The following is an 18729-nucleotide window of genomic DNA, read 5'->3' as shown; positions in this document are numbered from 1 at the left end:
GCAGTCGTTCGCCATACTCGGCATGAACGACTGCTATGCGGACAAAACGGCCTTTCGCAACAACACTCTTAAGGTACAAGCAGGCCGAGGTAACTCCGTTCCTTCCAGTATGAAAGTATCGTGCAAGTTTACGCAAAGATCGTTTCAACGGATGCAGCTAAACGAACTAAAACTTCAAGATTTTTGCGCGACAATATAGCGGCTCTGGAGCATTGAGGCTTGATCAGAAGAATAAAGCACGTCGAAGCCTGCGGACGCGATTTTCCTTTCAAGCACTGATCCAGACACAAAATGCACAAACGGGGCTTTCCCAAGAGCCTGCATGATTGGGATGGCGATCCGACTGATCATCGCATACTTGAAACCACCGCTCTCAGGTGCGCAGACGGTTTTGGATATGAAAAGCCCACCGGGTTTTGTAAGTGCGGAAATGTGCTCGAGCGCTTGGTCCAAATCGGGCAGAAGATGAAGCAAATTATGCGCCAAGATCGCATCGTAAGAACCTTCATCTAAACCATGCTCAAGAACTTCAGCCACCTTGAAAGTGACGTTCTCCAATCCTTCTTTAGCACGCTTCTCATCGGCAATCTTGATCATGCCCGGAGCGAGATCCGTGGCAGTGACATGGGCGACATGCGGTGCAAGCAGCAGCGCGGTTGAACCCGTCCCGCACCCGATTTCCAGTATGTTGTCCTCCGCTTTCAGATACGACTTCGTGAGCTCGAGTGTTTTCAGATACCCTTCCATGTTGCGGATTGGGTCTGCCGCATACTTTTGTGAGATATTGCTCCAGAACGCGGCATCCTTGGACAAAGCAGTCATTTCATTACTCTCAAAAAAGGTTGTCGCCGTATCCTTTACTTCCAAACAATCATTTATGGAATTGCCACAATTTGCAGAAGTGTTATTCATAAATGCATGAACTGGAAGGCAATCAATTTCGACTGGAACCAGGTACGGTCCTTTCTTGCGACAGCCGAAGAAGGCTCGTTTTCCGCAGCCGCACGCGTTCTTGAGCAAACTCAACCCACTGTTGGCCGTCAAGTTGCTGCGCTGGAAACGGCCCTTGGCATCACTCTGTTTGAAAGAGTCGGCAAGTCGCTTAATTTGACGACTGCTGGCGCCGAGCTTTTGTTGCATGTCAGAGAAATGGCGGATGTGGCGAACAGGATTTCTCTTACTGCGACAAGCCAGTCGCAAGCTGTTGAAGGGCAAGTCAGGATTACTGCGTCCGATGTGATGTCTGCCTATCAGCTGCCACCTATACTGAAAAAGATCCGACTTGCGGCACCGCGACTAGAGATCGACATCGTTGCTGCAAATGACATACGAGACATACAGCGACGTGAGGCTGATATCGCCATCCGACATGTGCGTCCAACTCAGCCGGATCTGACAGCAAAGCTTGTCGCCGAGGCCACGGCCCATTTTTACGCAGCACCTTCGTACCTTGATCAGGTGGGACGGCCGAAAAATGAAAACGAAATTGCGAAATTGGACTTTGTCGGGTTTGGGGACATCGACACGATGATCGGTTTTCTCGATCCGGCGGGCATTAAAGTAACCCGAAAGAGCTTCAGGATTGGCTCACAAAGCGGGTTTGTATCCTGGCAACTGGTGCGCCAAGGTTTTGGCGTAAGTGTAATGTCGGATGATGTGGCTGCCTTAACACCTGGTGTGGAGCGCGTGCTCCCCGACCGCGAGCCGTTTAAGTTCCCGATTTGGCTGGCGACACACTCCGAGTTACATACCGCACGAAGGATCAGGTTGGTATTTGATCAACTAGCGGACCAACTTAGCGCAGGGACCATCAGGTAATCCGGGAGTTCGTTCTATGTCACAGGCTATTCCAACGCTTCACTTGCTATGCGGCAAAGTCGCTTCTGGAAAATCTACTCTGGCAGCGGAACTAGCGGAAAGAGACGCAGTCGTGCTCATTTCAGAAGATGAATGGCTTAGCGCCCTGTTTGGCGACCAGATGAAGTCCCTGCAGGACTACGTGAATTGCGCTTGGAAACTGCGACCGGTCATGGGGCGTCACGTGGCTTCTTTGCTGAAGGCTGGCGTTTCAGTGGTTCTCGATTTTCCAGCGAACACAATTGAAAATAGAGCTTGGATGCGCGACTTGCTGAAAGACACGGCTGCGCAGCAGCACCTTCACTTTTTGGATTTGCCAGATGAAGTTTGTCTGCACAGGCTGCATAAGCGCAACAGAGAAGGCGCGCATGCCTTTGCACCAACAGAAGATCAATATCGCCGTATTGCGCGGCATTTCGTGCCACCATTGCCCGAAGAAGGTTTCAACATAATAACTCACCGTCAGTAGCGGCGGCACCAAACATGTTTCGAGCACCTGCTCTGCATCGACGGATGGCTAATGCTCACAGACAGCTTTCACGGGGTCTCAAGTCCGGAGTACGCGCGGCAACAAGAGGTGCATGCGTGTGTGTCCTTCATGGCTCAAGGCGAAGGCAAAACCGCAATGTCGTTTACACCGATTATTGGTTAACGTACGTCACTGGCGGGCTCGAGCAACGCACTGGCCAGTACTGGCTCCGGCGACCACCTTCAGAATAGTTCAGCGCCGTCAATGCCGCACGGACGAAGGTAAATGGCACTGAGTATTTTGCAAATACGTTGTCAAAACACTCCTAGCTTGGTTTCACCGGACGCAATCACTTAACAACTGCCCTGAGTTGGTGCTTGGTGCTCGTCCAAAACCCCTGAAATAAGTCTGCAAGATGTGATAGGAAATACTGTCATAAGATCGTTATGCAAAAGCGGCAACAATTCTCGTTGCCAGCCAATTCGAAAGGTCACCCATGTCATTTTCCAGCCGCTCGTCAATTTCGCGTCGCCAGTTTCTTGCAACAACAGCCAGTGCAGCGGCGATCACCTTGCATCCTTTTTCAGTTTTGGCTGCCAACAACCAAGCGCATTTGCGCATTATGGAAACAACCGACATCCACGTCCATGTGTTCCCTTATGACTATTATGCTGACAAACCCCGTGACACCGTGGGCTTGTCCCGTACGGCCTCGATCATCAACGAAATTCGCTCTGAGGCGACAAATTCGATCTTGGTCGACAATGGTGACTTTCTTCAAGGGAACCCGATGGGTGACTACATCGCCTATGAGCGTGGCATGAAAGAAGGGGACGCCCACCCCATTATCACCGCGTTCAACATCGTTGGCTATGATGCCGCAACTCTGGGCAATCACGAATTCAACTACGGGCTGGATTTCCTGGAAAAATCACTCGCGGGTGCGGAGTTCCCGGTCGTTTTGGCCAATGTTTCAAAGGCACAAGGTGCAACTCCGCGTGACGACAAAACGCTGATCAAGCCTTATGCAATCATCGACCGTGAAATCGAAATGGGTGATGGGACTAAGCACTCGATCAAAATTGGAGTAATTGGCTTTACGCCGCCGCAGATCATGAACTGGGATCGAAAGCACCTGGAAGGCAATGTTCAAACCCGCGATATCGTCGAAACCGCGCGGGCATACGTGCCAGAGATGAAAGAACAAGGTTGTGACCTAGTCATCGCCCTTTCACACTCTGGGATCGGTGACGCCAATCATGTCGACGGTATGGAAAACGCATCAGTCGTTTTGGCGGGTGTTGACGGGATCGACGCGTTGGTCACGGGCCACAATCACCTTGTCTTCCCCTCGCCGACATTTTCGGACCGACCCGGCATCGATGTCGAAAAGGGCACCCTTATGGGCAAACCTGCTGTCATGGGCGGCTTCTGGGGTTCACATCTTGGTTTGCTGGATCTGCTGCTGGAACGGGAAGGAAATGAGTGGCGTGTGATTACCACTACGTCTGAGGCCCGTGCGATTTCCCAACGCAATGAAGACCGCTCAATCACCGCTTTGGTCGGAGACGATCAGAAGGTTCTCGACTCGGTTGCGAAGGATCACGACGAAACGCTCGCCTATGTCCGTCGAGCAGTCGGCAAGACATCTGCTCCATTGCACAGCTATTTCGCGCTGGTTGCTGATGATCCGTCTGTTCAGATCGTTTCAATCGCGCAGAAATGGTATGTCGAAGAAATGCTAAAAGGCACCGAGCATGAAGGTTTGCCGATCCTGTCAGCGGCGGCGCCGTTCAAGGCGGGTGGTCGCGGAGGCCCCGACTATTACACCGATGTCCCGGTTGGGGATGTTGCTATAAAAAATGTGGCTGATCTGTATCTCTATCCAAATACGGTGCGCGCGGTGCGAGTGAACGGTGTTCAGCTGCGTGGTTGGCTGGAGCGATCGGCCGGAATGTTCAACACGATCGAGTCAGGCTCAGAAGACGCGGTTCTACTGAATCCTGAGTTTCCGTCTTACAATTTCGATGTAATGGATGGTGTGACATACCAGATCGACCTGTCACAACCGTCGCGCTTTGGACCAAAGGGCGAAGTGGCGAATCCCGATGCAGCCCGAATTGTGAACTTGTCCTTCCAAGGTGAACCGGTCACTGATGACATGGAGTTCATCATTGCCACCAACAATTATCGTGCATCGGGCGGCGGTTCGTTCCCTGGCGCACTGGGTGATACAATCGTATTCGAGGCCCCAGACACCAATCGCGACGTCATTGTGCGCTATATTGTTGAACAGGGAACGATCAACCCAAAAGCGGACGCTAATTGGTCCTTTGCGCCTCTTGAGAACACAACCGTTCTTTTCGAAACCGGCCCAAAGGCCCGAGACTACATTGGCGACGTCAAAGGCGTTTCAATCGAAGACGCCGGAGAAGGCACAGACGGTTTCGCGGCTTTCCGCATCAAGCTCTAGTTCAATCTCATTTGCATACTTTGGGGGAGCTGGGGGTCAACTAAAGCAGCTACCATCTGGCTTATGCTGACCGCCCGTCTGCGATGTTCAAAAGCTATCAGTGGTCAGAATGAACGTCTGCTTTGGGCTCGGTGCAGACATCTGACAAAAAACGTCGGATGTCCAAGGCGAGATGGTAAGCGGACATTCAATGATCGGAACTCTCTCAAACACCGTGCCGTTCAAAGACTAATGTCAGACTTTTCTCCTACGCCCGATCTGACGATATCCATCTCATCTGAGGCATAGGGCTTTAGCAGTTCAAAGGCCTGCGCTGCGCTGCCATCCAACCAGGCCTCATAGTCACTAGAACGGAGTATGACTGGCATTCTCTGCGGATGTATCGGACGCACAGTGTCATTCGCTGAGGTGGTTATCACAGTGTACGCGGGAACCTCTTCTGGGCCCTCTTTGCCTTCGTATCGCGAGACCTGCCACATCCCGGCAAACGCAAACGGTGGGCGAGCCCCGGAGCCCTTGAGTGCGAACCAGTGGTATGTGGCTGGATTGCGCCCTTGCGCCTCGCAGAACGAACTTGCAGGTACGAGACAACGGCGCTCTTCGAAGCTGTTCTTCCACAGCCCGCTCTTCAGGACCTGGTCGTCCCGCGCATTGTTCCAGGCATGAGGTTGCAGGATGGCGCCAGTCTTTTTTGATTTCTTGGTCCTGTATCGTTTGATTGATCTTCCTTGATCGGTAGGATGGGTAAACCTTCAAAACTAATCTGGGGTTAAAAATGTACAGGTATGTGCTGACAACATTGGCTTTGTTTTTTGCAAGCTTACTTCATGCCGCTGGTATGGAGCGGTGGGGTGAAACCGGCGACTGGACAATCCTGATTGATCCCGAAAAGGGCAACGGCTGTCTCGCATGGAAGCCCTTTGAAAATGACATGACCGTTGAAATCGGCGCAGCACCCAATCAGGCCGGCGGCTTTTTTGCCGCTTTTAATCCGGCCTGGATTCAAATCGAGGATGGGGCGACCGGGGTCGTACAGTTCGATTTTGGTGATGCGAAGTTTGAAGGCGAAGCGGTGGGTGTCTTTAAGAATGGCGTGCCCGGTGGTTACGCCTTTTTCGACAACCCGGCATTTGTAACCGAGTTTGGAAAACGCCAAAGTGTCACGATTATTGGTGAAAGCGGGGCTGAGGTTGAACTAGATCTCAGCGGGTCTGCAAAAGCAATCGAAGCGGTTCTGGCGTGTCAGGCCGAACAGCCGGAACCACTGAAGAACTAGGTGCGTCCGATTACTGCAATTGATTGATGTCTGGCACGCAGGGTTGCCTGTCGGCTGGCATAGCATCAGCGCCTTCAGGGGCCTTGTTTCTGGACCCGCCCACATCAAGCTTGAACTTTGGCGACGAAAGCTGGCCAGTCACATCAAAGGGCCAGGCGCTTCGGGATAGGGGTTTGCCAACGCGCCGCGGCTCCGCTCTTATTGCTATCGTATCATTCAGCCAATCCACTTGCCCCCTTGCAACCAATTGAACCGATCCTGTTTCTATTACGATGGAATTTGAACTGACTTGTCCGGCATGGATATCAACCGGGGCAACGACGCAAGTTATGTCGGTGTAGCCTTTTCTGAACTCCTCTGAAAACAGCCAGGGGAAAATGCCCAGCCCCGCCAATTCCAATAAGCTGGTGCTGATATAGCCCTGCGACATCGACAAAGACGCGTTGCCGCGCATCGAGTTGATGAAGGCCTTGCCCGAGGCAGTATTGCCAGAAACGTTGAACTCACCGCTCAAACGGCCATAGGCATCAATTCCAATTCCCAATTCATCAAGGATTTCACCAAATTCCCATCCTGAGGTCGATCCTGACAATGAAAGCCAATCAGGTGAGTCAATCAGGTCCATGACCGCCCGCAGGCTGAAGTTTCCGCCGCCATAAGACATCTGAAGAGGTCCGAAATCCACGGTTCCTTCTTTGGCAGACATTTGGCTGGAAACAGATGTTACGCCTTGTTGGCCTAAAATCTCTTTGAATTCGATTTGTACCTCGACGTCAGCTTCTCTTAGCACGCGTTGCACATCCAGAAGATCGGCAGGTTTCCCTTTTTCCTTTGGCAACACCAGGGGCTGGACATCTGTCTCCTTCGGCAAAACCAAGGGCTGAACTTCGGCGTCAGGTTCTTTTGAGGCCTCGCCCATCAAGCTTTTCAGTTGGTCCAACACGGCAGTCAGGTTCTTCAGGTCGTTGAGGTCGAGCTTTTCACTCGTGATGTTGCCACGGACGACGGATGCACCTTCGGGAAACTGTGCATCCAAAGCTGCAAGAAGATGCGAAGACCCGGCCTCGAACTGGATTGCGGCATCAAAGTCTTCACCCTGCCTGGAGGTTTCAGCATCGATAGCGAGTGCTCCGATTTCAACAGGTTGCAGGTTGAGCGCGGTCAGAAACTGGGCACCGTCGTCGACATCCAGTTCCACATCGAAATCGAGACCGGCCAGACCTTTGAGTTCGTTGACAGATAGTGCGAGATCGAGCGCCCATAGTTCGGTGCCATAGTTGGTAGCATTGAACCTATTGAGAGAAACCGGGCCGCCTGTATTGGATATGTTGAAATCAGCTTCGATACCGCCGAATTGGTCAACGTAGCTTTTATCGAGGTTGGGAAAAATCAACTTGGCGGGCCCGTTCAGCTCCCCATCGAAAGTTACGTCCTGAAGCTGAAGCAGATCGAGAATTTCCCCCTCGGCTTTCAGGACAGGCTCTTCAATTGGACCGGCTTGCAGCGCGATGCCCAGCATGGCGAGCCGGCCGTCCGGCATGCGACGAATGGTTTCGATAGAGGCTGGACCGATTACGTCTAACCCCTGGTCAAACGCATTTGTTTGAAAAAGTAGCTTCTCGAATTCGAAGGACGTCAGAGATCCGACCATATGCATTTCAAAGCCGGTGAATTTCAGCTCTTGGATACTTTTTGCTGCTGGCGGCGGCTGTCCTTCGGGATGAAGCCGCGCATTGAAAAGCAGATCGACGCCCTGAGCGGTGTAGAGGTCATCTATTGAACCCTCAGCTTCAAGTTTCTGCCCTCCCTCCAAGCTTACGGTGGTTGTAAACGCTTCGATTTTTAGGGCGTCTTGGGACACGAGTTCAGCTTGCAACTGGCCATTGCCTTCCAAAACACGTTCCAATCCAATGACATCCAGAAAATCACCGAATTCTCCGGTGTCCATCTCCAATACAGCTCGATAGCCACCACCTTCGTCTTCCGTGAAGGGTTCGCCATCATAGCTCACGGTCATTTCTCCAAAACTGGCCCGCGTAGTAAATGGCGCGGCGCGAGGGTAGTCGCCATCGATTTTGAAACCCTGACCGTTGACGGAGCCGGAACCAAAGACCTTTGTTCGTTGCCCATTGTCGAATAGTGCGAGCGCGAGTGAATGGAGGTCAAATACAAACGAGAAGCCCGAGACCTTGTCGTCGATGTTTAACCCGATAGACGTGAAACTGACGTTCTTGTCGCTCAGAAAGTTCAGGATCCCACTGCCTTCAGTGTCGCTTTCATTGATCCTATCAGCGCTAGCGACGTCTGTTTGATCATCCGCTGATACAGTTTTCTCGGACACCGGCTTGGGTGTTGGCCTGTTTTTTCGCCAGCTTGTTGTGCCGTCTGCGGCTGTAAGAATATTCGCTTGGAGGCCTTCCACTACCAGATTGTCAAAATGCAGACGTCCATTGATCAACGCGGCAATGTCCAACTCCAGTTCCAGCAGGTTCAATTCTACAAGTGGTGACTCCGGCATTGTCTGGCTCGGGATGACCACCCCGCCGACGTAAATGTGACTAATGCGTCCAAGCGCGACGCTTACATCATCGTTGACCAATAGAGGCCGACCAATTTGTTCCGATAGTACTCTTTCTACAAGGCCACGTCGCATGTCCGAGAACATCGGAGCAGCAAGCAACAACCAGACAAAAGCGATTGCAGCGAAGGCTAGAAATGCAACAAGCCCAACTATTCTTACGAGCCAAACCCTCATGTGCTCCCCTATTGCAGCTCACACTGCTTCGAATTTCCGCCAATTAGAAGTCACCAATCCTACTGGCAATTTAGCACGCTTAGAATTGCGCATCTCTTTTAGGATGACGTGTTCATCGGTCCAAAGCCGCAAGTATTCGAGCATCTCGCTCGTAAGGGTCCTCGCGGAAATGAACGGTCCCGTCTTCGACCCACGCAGTCCAATAGGTCAAAAGGACCGGCATGGGCTCGGGTAGGTTAACTCGCGTTGTCTTCCCGCTATCCAGGATGGATTGCATCTTTTGCCGGCTCCAGTCCGGCTCTCCCTCCATCAAAAGGCTGGCAAATTCGAATGGATACTCAAGACGCACGCAGCCTGAACTTAGGTTTCGCTCATTTCGGTCGAAGAGACTGCGGTCGTTGGTGTCATGCAAGTACACTGCGTATTCGTTGGGAAACATGAACTTGACTAATCCTAACGCATTGTCTGGGCCCGGTTGCTGAACCAAAGTGACGCCAGGGTTCTTTGCCCCCCAGTTCACAGCGTTGGCAGGAATCGTCTGCCCGTCTTTGTTCCGAACTACGTAATTATTGCGCGCCAGATAGGCTGAATCTTTGCGGATGCGCGAAAGCTTATCCTTCCGAAAAATCGAGGCGGGAACAGTCCAAGTCGGATTGAATTCCATGTATTCAATTTCATCTCGGAACACTGGGGTTTTTCGGTAGGCTGATCCTGTGATCGACCGAGTGGTCCAAAGCGTCCCATCGGACGTGACCAAGTAAGTACGAGCGCCTGCAATGTTTACCAGCACGAACTCTTCGTCGATTTCGCGCATGAGCCAGCGGCCTCGTTCCAGGCTGAGCCGCAATTTATCTATGCGATCTTCGACAGGTTTGTTGAGAGACGCGAAGGTCTTACCACCAACGACGCCATCTGCCTCCAAGCCGTGACGATTTTGAAAGGTTTTTACCTGTCGCACCAAATGATCGTCATAAACCCAAGCTGGATTTATACCGCTTTGGCTGATTTCTGGAAATTCATTTGTTCCATCGTAGCCTTCTGTCGCTAACCTTTTGCGCAGTTCGGCGACGGCAGGATCCACCATTTCCGGCTTCAGAATCGTTTCTTCGGGGACTGTGTTCCAGCCGCCCTTTGATGCGATAGCTCTGTATTTGCTTAATGCATCAACGAGCATCGTATATTGCCCGTTGTCGATATCGATGCGTTCAATTAAAGCGCTGAAGCCTTCATCTTGAAGATAGTGGCTCAATACAACGGAAGGGTCTTGTTGTATTACTGGCTTTGAGAAATTCCAAGCGTCGTCTAGCGCATTTGGATCGACTTTTCCAAACACCAAATGGTGTACGAGTTTTACGGCCGCGTCAGTCGCCAGAATATCGAATAAAGCTCGACTGGAGGCATCGCCATCCTGTGAGGCTTTGAATGCGGATCGAAGCTCTTCTAGTTTGAAGTCACTCGGCGTAAAACCCTGATCAATTGCTCCGTCCAACTCCTCAAAAAGCTCGTCAACCAATTCAAAACTGGTCCAAGCTGGCGTAAATTCTCTGTCCGTATAGAAACGAGGTACAAGGATTTCTGCGTCCAAACTCTTGCTGTTTGAAAGTGTACTACTCGCATTCGTATTTGACTGCAGCAGCGCTTTTATCTGCTCCGAGACTTGGTCTGCTGCGCCCAAGTTAGGGCATGTTATCAGCGTTGCAGTTAGTGCAGTTGCAACCGCTGATCTAAGAACTTTCACCATCCCCTCCTGAATAGTCAATCTATATCTGGTTGCTGCGACATAGGATACTCCAACATTTTGTATAATCAAATCGTAATTTATTGTTCTCAGATTTTGCTCGCAAAGCGGACCTACTTCACGGGCATATCATCGAACATCGAGGTCGTGCTTTAACTGGCAAGGCGACGATCCAAACCAACGGCGACACGTTCGTGTAAACGCACTTGGGTTTTTGTAGCCCAAGTTCTTTCCGATATCTGTTATAGAAAGGCGCCCCTCTGTCAGCCATTGCTCCGCCTGACGCATTTTCGCGCTGTCTACGAGATTTGCTCCTGTCGTGCCGTGTCTTGCAAGTTCTCTTTGAAGCGTTTTGGGATGCAAACCAATGAATTTTGCAAACCCGTCCAAGCCAGGCCATGCGGAGTAGTCAATCACAGAGAACAAGTCGGTCAAGTCGAGTACTTTTTGAATGGAGCTGGTCGCTTCCGTCGTCTCGTTTCGTTCAAATTTTGACTGCTGCATCAACCAAGATGCGGGGAACGACATACTAAGGCCCCATGCATCGCATCTTTGAACCTGACTTTTTGGAATAAAAGTTGGCGGGATAGCTTTCGGATCAAAGACAAGTACTTCGACCAATGCGCTGTTCCATACTGGCCCCAATCTCGCCTTCAGCATTTCAGACCATGCAACAATATCCCATGCGTCTGCTTGGCCGGGAGGTTGAGAGGCTTGAAGCATCCGGCGACCCATCAATATGGCCCGTCCATCTTCAATCGTCATTGTGTAATTCATTGAAATTTGCACGGCTTCCACAAAGTGAAGCCAAGCAACGAGCAGGTCTCCCAAGCTAGGCGAGTAACTTAAAGTTTCAGGTGGGACGAAACCGTCACTCCAATCAAATTGACTAGCAATCTCTGCGCAAAGATATGGATTTTTTGAAAATCTGGCGGCACGGTTGGACGCGCGATACACACATGCGCTAGGAATTGGTTGGGTAGGACCAGATAAAACTTCTGACCTGAGTAAGCAGCCTTCCAAGACCTTTTCTCTGTCGGCGCCCAATTCGCAAGCTCGACCCACTACCGCTGACAAAAATTTTGACTGCATGACTGGGATCGTCACTTGAGAAGCCTGAGCGCACATATGTCATCCTGGTTATCTTTACTGGACAGAGAAAATTGAATTTGTCCTCAAATGACAATAAGTAATTCTCAAAACCCTTGATAGCATGATCGCCACCTTGGATACCTTTTATTCGGAGATTGGAAAATGAACTTTCCCTTTGAGCTGCGTTTCAAGCGAGCACTGTCAAGAAGTGCAGCCTCAGTTATCTTTGCGGGACTTCTTTCCGCTCCGACATTCGCACAAGAGGTTAGCTTTCCGATACTCTTTACTAACGTGCATGTTTTTGACGGCGTGAATGCAGAGAGAATTGAGAACGCGAATGTCGTGGTAGTCGATAATCTGATCGCAGAGGTATCATCTGAACCCCTTGCCGTAGCCAACGCTAAGATAATCGACGGTGGAGGCAGAACTCTGATGCCGGGCCTGATCGATGCCCACGTACATATGGCAATAACGGAGCCTGTGGCTGATCTAAGAGATAACTTTGATTGGATGTATTGGGGCGCTGTTTCCACGTCAGAAGCAGAAAAAATGTTGTTGCGTGGCTTCACAACTGTCCGGGATGCCGGAGGCCCTGCAATTGGATTGCAAAAAGCAATTGATCGAGGAAAGGCCGTCGGACCACGAATATACCCGTCTGGACCTGTGATCTCTCAAACATCGGGTCATGGAGAACATCGCGTTTACACCGAACCGCATCCCAACTTTATGGGAGCACAGCCTTCATTCTTTAATCAGCATGTAGAGTTCCTGGCGGATGGCGTGCCAGAAGTACTGCGTGCAACGCGAGAGGCGCTGCGACTCGGCGCTACGCAAATAAAAGTTATGGCTGGCGGCGGCGTGTCTTCTTCGGTTGACCCACTGCACACTGTACAGGGCTTGCCTGAGGAGCTTGAAGCCTCGGTTAAAGCCGCAGCGGACTGGGACACTTATGTCATGGTCCACGCATATAGTGATGACTCGATCCTGCGCTCACTAGAAGCTGGCGTAATCAGCATCGAACACGGACAGCTAATGACCGAAGTCTCTGCACAAGCAATCAAGGATGCTGACGCTTGGATTGTCCCCTTCTACTCGTTGCTGGGGCTGGACGAAGAAACAGTAGCAAAAGCACTTGGCCCTAGTGCTGGGGCAAAGTTTCTCAGTGTCCAAGCCGGTGCTGGAAACCAGATGAAGCTAATCAAGGATTTCGGAATAGAAAAGGTCGCATTCTCAACAGACATCATTGGAGACCCAGTTGCGCTTTCGAAACAGAACGATGAATTCCAGTATCGGACAGAGGTCTGGTCATCTTATGAAATTCTAGTTCAGGCAACGTCCAAGACTGCTGAATTGCTCGCGCTTTCAGGAAAGCTTAATCCATACGTTGATGGCCCGTTGGGCGTGATATCGGAGGGAGCTTATGCCGATATTCTACTAGTGGACGGCAATCCAGTTGAAGACGTAACTATCCTCGTCGACTATGAGAAAAACATCGATTTCATCATGAAGGATGGGGTGATCTACAAGAACGCACTCGAATGAGTGTCGCGCGGAGTGAACTTACCTCGGCACTCCGCGCACCTTTCCAATTGAAAACTCTTCAGATTTGACCGCAGCGATTAGCAACTTTGCCCGCTTCGCGCTGTTTACAAAGCCTATTTGTGAATATCTGCTTCTGCTTGTGTGCGGTCCTCCGGTGAAAGCGGGCCAATGGCAGCAAAGTCCGCATAACGGTCACTGATGCACTGCGCAGCGAAGGTCCGGATAGAGCCCATGGCAGACATTGTTCAATGTGTTCGACAACCTCACGTTTTACGAAAGTGACAAGTCACCGCGTTAGTACTAAGTTGAGACATAAATATTCAAATATTTGACTGCCCAGTTTCTCAGCTTCACCCAGCGCGAGTTTCATATGTCCAAGTTCAAATTTCCTACCGCCTTTACCATTCTGTTCATACTGATTGCCGTCGTGGCCGCCCTTACGTGGGTTATTCCGGCCGGTGAGTACGACCGTCAGATGAACGAAGCTCTGGGCAGCGAAGCGCCTGTCCCGGGCACCTACCACGAAGTTGAGCCGAACCCCCAAGGACTTACGGCAGTTATCCTTGCCCCGATTGCAGGTATGTACGATCCTGGTCTTCTGGGAAGTTCATCCAGCGCGGCGATTGATGTCGCTTTGTTTGTTTTAGTCATCGGCGGTTTCCTGATGGTTGTCACCAAGACAGGAGCTATCGACGCCGGCATCGGTTGGTTGCTGCACAGGTTGGCAGGGCGGGAAATCCTGATGATCCCAATCCTGATGATCGCCTTTGCCTTTGGCGGGACAAGCTATGGCATGGCCGAAGAATCCCTCGCGTTCTACGCTCTGATCATTCCGGTTTTTATTCGGGCAGGGTACGACTCCTTGACCGGGGTTGCGGTGATCATGCTGGGCGCAGGCATTGGGACCCTGGGCTCAACCTTCAACGCATTTGCGACAGTTGTTGCCTCGCAAGGTGCGGGTATTCCGTTCACGAACGGGATCGTTCTTAGGTTCATTATCCTTGTCCTTTGTCTTGCTGCGGGCATCGCATTCGTCATGCGATACGCATCACGCGTGAAAGCCGACCCGTCATTGTCCGTGGTGGCCGATCAGGCCGAGGAAAACCGGGCGCATTTCCTAAAGGGTTCGGAAGGCGATGATACGTTCCCCGAGATGACCAAGACGCGTTCGATCATTCTGGTTCTTTTCGGGATTACCTTCGCCATCATGATCTATGGTGTTGTCGCGCTGGGGTGGTGGATGGCCGAGATGTCCGGTCTCTTCCTGGTGATGTGCATCATCGTTTGGTGGGTCGGGAAAACGGATGAAGGGTCCAGAATGGACGAAGGGACCTTTGTGGAAACCTTCGTTGATGGCGCGCGCGATTTGCTGGGCGTTGCCCTGATCATTGGCGTCGCGCGCGGTGTTGTCGTCATTATGGACGCGGGCAAAATCACCGACACAATCCTCGCCGGAGCCGAGGGGTTTGTCTCGGGGCTGAGCGAGTTTGCTTTTATCAACGCGATGTTTGGCATTCAGATCTTGATGTCATTCCTTGTGCCGTCCTCGTCAGGGCTGGCCACGCTTTCGATGCCGATCATGGCACCACTGGCAGACTTTGCGGGCGTCGGTCGTGACCTGGTGGTTACAGCGTATCAGTCAGCAAACGGATGGGTGAACCTGTTCAACCCGACATTTGCCGTCGTCATGGGAGGGCTAGCCATTGGTCGTGTGTCATATGACCGGTGGCTGCGCTTTGTTTTCCCGCTGCTCGTAATTCTAGCCGTGATCATCTGCGCCGCACTTACCGTTGGGGCCATAACTGATCCGGGGATCGACGGGCCGGCAACCGAGACTTCAGACACAACATCGAACTGAGCCGTCGCAATGACCGATCGCTCCGCTCCAGAGACGACTTCGACATCGGGTGCCCTAGGGCTGACGGCCTGTATCGCTTTGGTTGTTGGAAACATGATCGGGTCGGGAGTGTTCCTTCTACCAGCGTCACTTGCACCGTTTGGGCCAATCGCAATTGGTGGGTGGATTCTGACTTCGGCAGGGGCGCTTGTTCTCGCGATCATTTTCGGAAGGCTGTCACGCGTCGTTTCGAAACCCGGTGGCCCCTACGCCTATTCGCAAGAAGCATTCGGAGACTTTGCAGGCTTCATTATTGCCTGGGGGTACTGGATCGCACTTTGGACCGGGAACGCAGCTGTTGCTGTCGCGTTGGTGGGATATCTGGGTTTCCTGTTCCCAATTATCATCGAAGTGCCAATGTACGGCCTATCGACCGCGTTGGTTGCAATCTGGACGCTCACCTTGGTCAACATCCGAGGGGTCGAAGGGGCTGGTTTGGTTCAGATCGTGACCACCGTGCTCAAGCTCGCTCCGCTGATATTGATTGGCACATTGGGTATCTTCTGGATCAACACCGAGAACTATGTTCCGGTCAATCAAAGCGGCACCACGGCGTTTACGGCGATTTCTGCCGCGGCTGCTCTGACGCTTTGGGCCTACCTGGGTCTTGAATCTGCGACGGTTCCCTCTGGTGATGTTATCGAGCCGGAAAAGACTATCCCGCGCGCCACCGTGATCGGCGTGATTATCGCCGCAAGCGTCTATATCTCGGTAACCGCCGTTTCGATGGGCGTCATTCCTGCCGAGTTGCTCGCTGTTTCCGCCGCACCTCTGGCAGCCGTCGGTGAGGTGATGTTTGGTCCCGTTGGCGGCGTCCTTGTTGCTGTGGGCGCGGTGATTTCGACCTTTGGCACTTTGAACGGCTTTACACTGCTCAGTGGCCAGGTCCCTTACGGTGCTGCCTTGGATCGCGTCTTTCCTGCAGCCTTGGGCCAAAAATCCAAATTTGGAACGCCTGCCAATGCGTTAATCCTGTCGAATGCGCTGGCTTCGGTTCTGATCATCATGAACTATGCGCAAGGGCTGGTCGCCGCATTCAACTTTGTCATTTTGCTCGCCGTTGTCGCCAGCCTGTTGCCCTATGCCATCTGCTCTGTGGCCGAGATTATGATCCGGCTGAAAGGCGGGCAGGTCCTGCATGGCCCGGAACTGGCGAAGGTCATCGTACTGGGCGCGCTTGGGTTCATTTATTCGGTCTGGGCCTTCATCGGCTCAGGCGCCGAAACTGTTTTGGTTGGCTCGGTCCTGCTGCTTATGGGCGTGCCTATCCATGTCTGGGTTCGCTGGAGCCAGGCCAATGACATTGAAGAGATTCAGAAAACGGATAGTTCGAAAGGAGAGTTGCCATGAAGCTCGGCGTTCATTCCGAGATCGGAAAGCTCAACAAGGTGATCGTCTCGCGCCCTTCACTGGCGCATGATCGTCTGACACCACGAAATTGCGAAGAGCTTTTGTTCGATGACGTGATCTGGGTCGAGCAGGCCCGCAAGGACCACGCAGAATTCTGTTCCCTGATGCGAGAACGCGGGGTCGAGGTCTACGACATTCAGGATCTGCTGGCTCAAGCCATCGCAGACGACCCCGCAGCGCGCGCCTTCCTTCTGGACCGTCTGATCACGCCCAACATGGTCGGCTTGGGCTTTTCCGTAGAAATGCGTGCTTGGTTGGACGAGATGGACGCCAAGCTGCTTGCTCGCCATATGCTTGGCGGCATCATCTTCGCAGACCTGCCCAAGGGTATGATCGACGAACAGTTCGGTGATCTGGTTTCTCTGGGCGACTTTATCCTTCCCGCCATCCCCAATGCGCAGTTCCAGCGCGACCCCTCCTGCTGGATTTTCGATGGCGTGACGACGAACCCGATGTTCTGGCCTGCTCGTAAACCGGAAACCCTGATCATGCGTACGGTGTATCGCCACCATAAGATGTTCAAGGACGCCGAGTTCGAGTTCTGGTGGGGCGACAGCGACGACGATTTCGGCCTGGCGTCGGTCGAGGGTGGCGACGTTCAACCGGTGGGCGACGGTACTGTCTTCATAGGAATGGGCGAACGCACAACCAGGCAGGCCGTCGCCCAGGTTGCCGAAGCGCTGTTCAGGAAAGGCGGTGCTGAACGTGTCGTCGCCTGTGCGATGCCAAAAAGCCGCGCGGCCATGCATCTGGATACCGTCTTCACTTGCCTTGACCATGACAAAGTCACTGCATTCTCGGAAGTTGCGGACCAGATCACCTGTATCTCGATCCGCCCGGGTGACCGCGGGGACTTGGATATTCACGTGGAAAAAGGACACCTGTTCGACGTCTACAAAGAAGCCCTGGGATTGAACTCGCTTGAGGTCATTTCGACCGGCGGCAACGAGTTCCAGGCCGAGCGCGAACAGTGGGATGACGGCAATAACGTCGTAGCCCTCTCGCCCGGTGTGGTCGTTGGCTATGCGCGCAACACGTTTACGAACGGCAAGATGCGCGCAGCCGGCGTCGAGGTGATCGAAATCTCGGGTCAGGAATTGGGACGCGGTCGCGGTGGTGGCCACTGCATGACCTGCCCGATCGACCGCGACCCCGCCTATTGAATTTACCATGGGTGCAGTCCCCTGCGCCCACTGATTTTTGTTAGGGAGAGACAAAATGGCATTCAATCTCAAAGGCCGTAGCTATCTGAAAATCGCCGATTTCAGCCAGCGTGAAATGCTGTACCTGCTGGATCTGGCCCGCGATCTGAAACGCGCGAAATATGCCCGCGCCGAACAGCCGTCGCTGACCGGCAAGAACATCTGCCTTATCTTCGAAAAAACTTCGACGCGCACCCGTTGCGCCTTTGAAGTGGCCGCCTACGATCAGGGTGCGAACATTACGTATCTCGATCCATCGGGCTCGCAAATCGGGCACAAGGAGTCGATGAAGGACACAGCCCGCGTATTGGGCCGCATGTTCGACGGGATCGAATTCCGCGGCGCGGGTCAGGACATGGTTGAAACGCTGTCAGAGTATGCCGGTGTTCCGGTCTATAACGGCCTGACGGATGACTGGCATCCGACCCAAATGCTTGCCGATATGCAGACCATGATCGAGCACGCTGACAAGCCCCGCAAGGACATTGTCTATGCCTACTCGGGCGACTGTCGGTCGAACATGGGCAACTCGCTGCTGATGTTGGGCGCGATCATGGGCTGCGACGTCCGGATGATCTCGCCGAAAGAAACCCAGCCCCATGACGATGTGCGCGAATTGGCGATGGAGCGGGCTGAAAAGACCGGCGCACGTGTGACCATCACCGACGATACCTCGGTCGTAGAGGGCGCGGATTTCATTCATACCGATGTCTGGGTGTCGATGGGTGAGCCAAAAGAGGTCTGGGCTGAGCGGATCGAGCTGCTGAGCCCTTATCAGGTCAACATGGATCTGATGAAGAAAACAGGAAATCCGGCTGTCAAGTTCATGCACTGCCTGCCCGCCTTCCACAATCTGGAGACCAAGGTTGGTCAGGACATTCACGAACAATTTGGCATCACCGAGATGGAAGTGACCGAGGAGGTCTTCGAAAGCGATATGAACATCGCGTTCGAGCAAGCCGAAAACCGGATGCACACGATCAAGGCGATCCTCGTCGCGACATTGGGAGCCTGAACC

14 protein-coding genes are annotated in these 18729 nt (G+C 52.6%); 9 read left to right on the top strand and 5 right to left on the bottom strand.

Going from position 1 to position 18729, the window contains the following annotated elements:
* Positions 1-174: 174 nt before the first annotated feature.
* Positions 175-822, bottom strand: a complete 648-nt coding sequence (locus GOX75_RS11750) for a class I SAM-dependent methyltransferase (protein WP_171123298.1) — start codon at positions 820-822, stop codon at positions 175-177.
* 96 nt (positions 823-918) lie between these two features.
* Between GOX75_RS11750 and GOX75_RS11745 the strand changes: the two genes are divergently transcribed.
* The 3 genes from GOX75_RS11745 to GOX75_RS11735 all read left to right on the top strand — a co-directional run bounded on the left by GOX75_RS11745 (position 919) and on the right by GOX75_RS11735 (position 4799).
* Positions 919-1818 (top strand): LysR family transcriptional regulator, encoded by a 900-nt coding sequence (locus tag GOX75_RS11745; protein ID WP_171123296.1) that lies wholly within the window; start codon positions 919-921, stop codon positions 1816-1818.
* A gap of 16 nt (positions 1819-1834) precedes the next feature.
* Complete coding sequence (locus GOX75_RS11740) at positions 1835-2326, top strand: ATP-binding protein (protein ID WP_170388911.1); 492 nt, start codon at positions 1835-1837, stop codon at positions 2324-2326.
* Positions 2327-2822: 496 nt separating this feature from the next.
* The gene (locus GOX75_RS11735; RefSeq protein ID WP_170388910.1) at positions 2823-4799 is read left to right on the top strand and encodes a bifunctional 2',3'-cyclic-nucleotide 2'-phosphodiesterase/3'-nucleotidase; all 1977 of its coding nucleotides are present in this window, start codon (positions 2823-2825) and stop codon (positions 4797-4799) included.
* A 221-nt stretch (positions 4800-5020) separates the two neighbouring features.
* Here GOX75_RS11735 and GOX75_RS11730 read toward each other — a convergent pair whose 3' ends face one another.
* Complete coding sequence (locus GOX75_RS11730) at positions 5021-5473, bottom strand: SOS response-associated peptidase (RefSeq protein WP_174825852.1); 453 nt, start codon at positions 5471-5473, stop codon at positions 5021-5023.
* 101 nt (positions 5474-5574) lie between these two features.
* Between GOX75_RS11730 and GOX75_RS11725 the strand changes: the two genes are divergently transcribed.
* Complete coding sequence (locus GOX75_RS11725) at positions 5575-6075, top strand: hypothetical protein (protein ID WP_171123293.1); 501 nt, start codon at positions 5575-5577, stop codon at positions 6073-6075.
* 10 nt (positions 6076-6085) lie between these two features.
* On the opposite strand, the gene GOX75_RS11720 is transcribed toward GOX75_RS11725, so the two are convergent.
* From GOX75_RS11720 to GOX75_RS11710, 3 genes are all read right to left on the bottom strand, one after another.
* Positions 6086-8830 (bottom strand): AsmA-like C-terminal region-containing protein, encoded by a 2745-nt coding sequence (locus GOX75_RS11720; RefSeq protein ID WP_171123291.1) that lies wholly within the window; start codon positions 8828-8830, stop codon positions 6086-6088.
* A gap of 112 nt (positions 8831-8942) precedes the next feature.
* On the bottom strand, positions 8943-10568 hold the full coding sequence (locus GOX75_RS11715) for a murein L,D-transpeptidase (protein ID WP_371808173.1): 1626 nt from the start codon (positions 10566-10568) through the stop codon (positions 8943-8945).
* Positions 10569-10697: 129 nt separating this feature from the next.
* The gene (locus tag GOX75_RS11710) at positions 10698-11660 is read right to left on the bottom strand and encodes an AraC family transcriptional regulator (RefSeq protein WP_171123289.1); all 963 of its coding nucleotides are present in this window, start codon (positions 11658-11660) and stop codon (positions 10698-10700) included.
* A gap of 162 nt (positions 11661-11822) precedes the next feature.
* Between GOX75_RS11710 and GOX75_RS11705 the strand changes: the two genes are divergently transcribed.
* The 5 genes from GOX75_RS11705 to argF all read left to right on the top strand — a co-directional run bounded on the left by GOX75_RS11705 (position 11823) and on the right by argF (position 18726).
* Positions 11823-13202 carry an amidohydrolase family protein gene (locus GOX75_RS11705; RefSeq protein WP_171123287.1) on the top strand — a complete coding sequence of 460 codons (1380 nt, stop codon included), beginning with the start codon at positions 11823-11825 and terminating at the stop codon, positions 13200-13202.
* 370 nt (positions 13203-13572) lie between these two features.
* A complete protein-coding gene (locus tag GOX75_RS11700) occupies positions 13573-15060 on the top strand; it encodes a YfcC family protein (RefSeq protein ID WP_171123285.1) in 1488 nt (495 codons plus the stop codon).
* Between the two features lie 9 nt (positions 15061-15069).
* The gene (locus GOX75_RS11695) at positions 15070-16449 is read left to right on the top strand and encodes an amino acid permease (RefSeq protein WP_171123283.1); all 1380 of its coding nucleotides are present in this window, start codon (positions 15070-15072) and stop codon (positions 16447-16449) included.
* The gene (locus tag GOX75_RS11690; RefSeq protein WP_171123281.1) at positions 16446-17672 is read left to right on the top strand and encodes an arginine deiminase; all 1227 of its coding nucleotides are present in this window, start codon (positions 16446-16448) and stop codon (positions 17670-17672) included. Before GOX75_RS11695 ends, GOX75_RS11690 begins: the two co-directional genes overlap by 4 nt.
* Positions 17673-17727: 55 nt before the next feature.
* Positions 17728-18726, top strand: a complete 999-nt coding sequence (gene argF, locus GOX75_RS11685; RefSeq protein ID WP_171123280.1) for an ornithine carbamoyltransferase — start codon at positions 17728-17730, stop codon at positions 18724-18726.
* The last annotated feature ends 3 nt before the right edge of the window (positions 18727-18729 follow it).

Source organism: Ruegeria sp. HKCCD7251, from assembly GCF_013031165.1.
GTDB lineage: Bacteria > Pseudomonadota > Alphaproteobacteria > Rhodobacterales > Rhodobacteraceae > Ruegeria.
The sequence above is the reverse complement of the archived record's forward strand: the minus strand, read 5'-3'. Positions and strand labels throughout refer to the sequence as shown.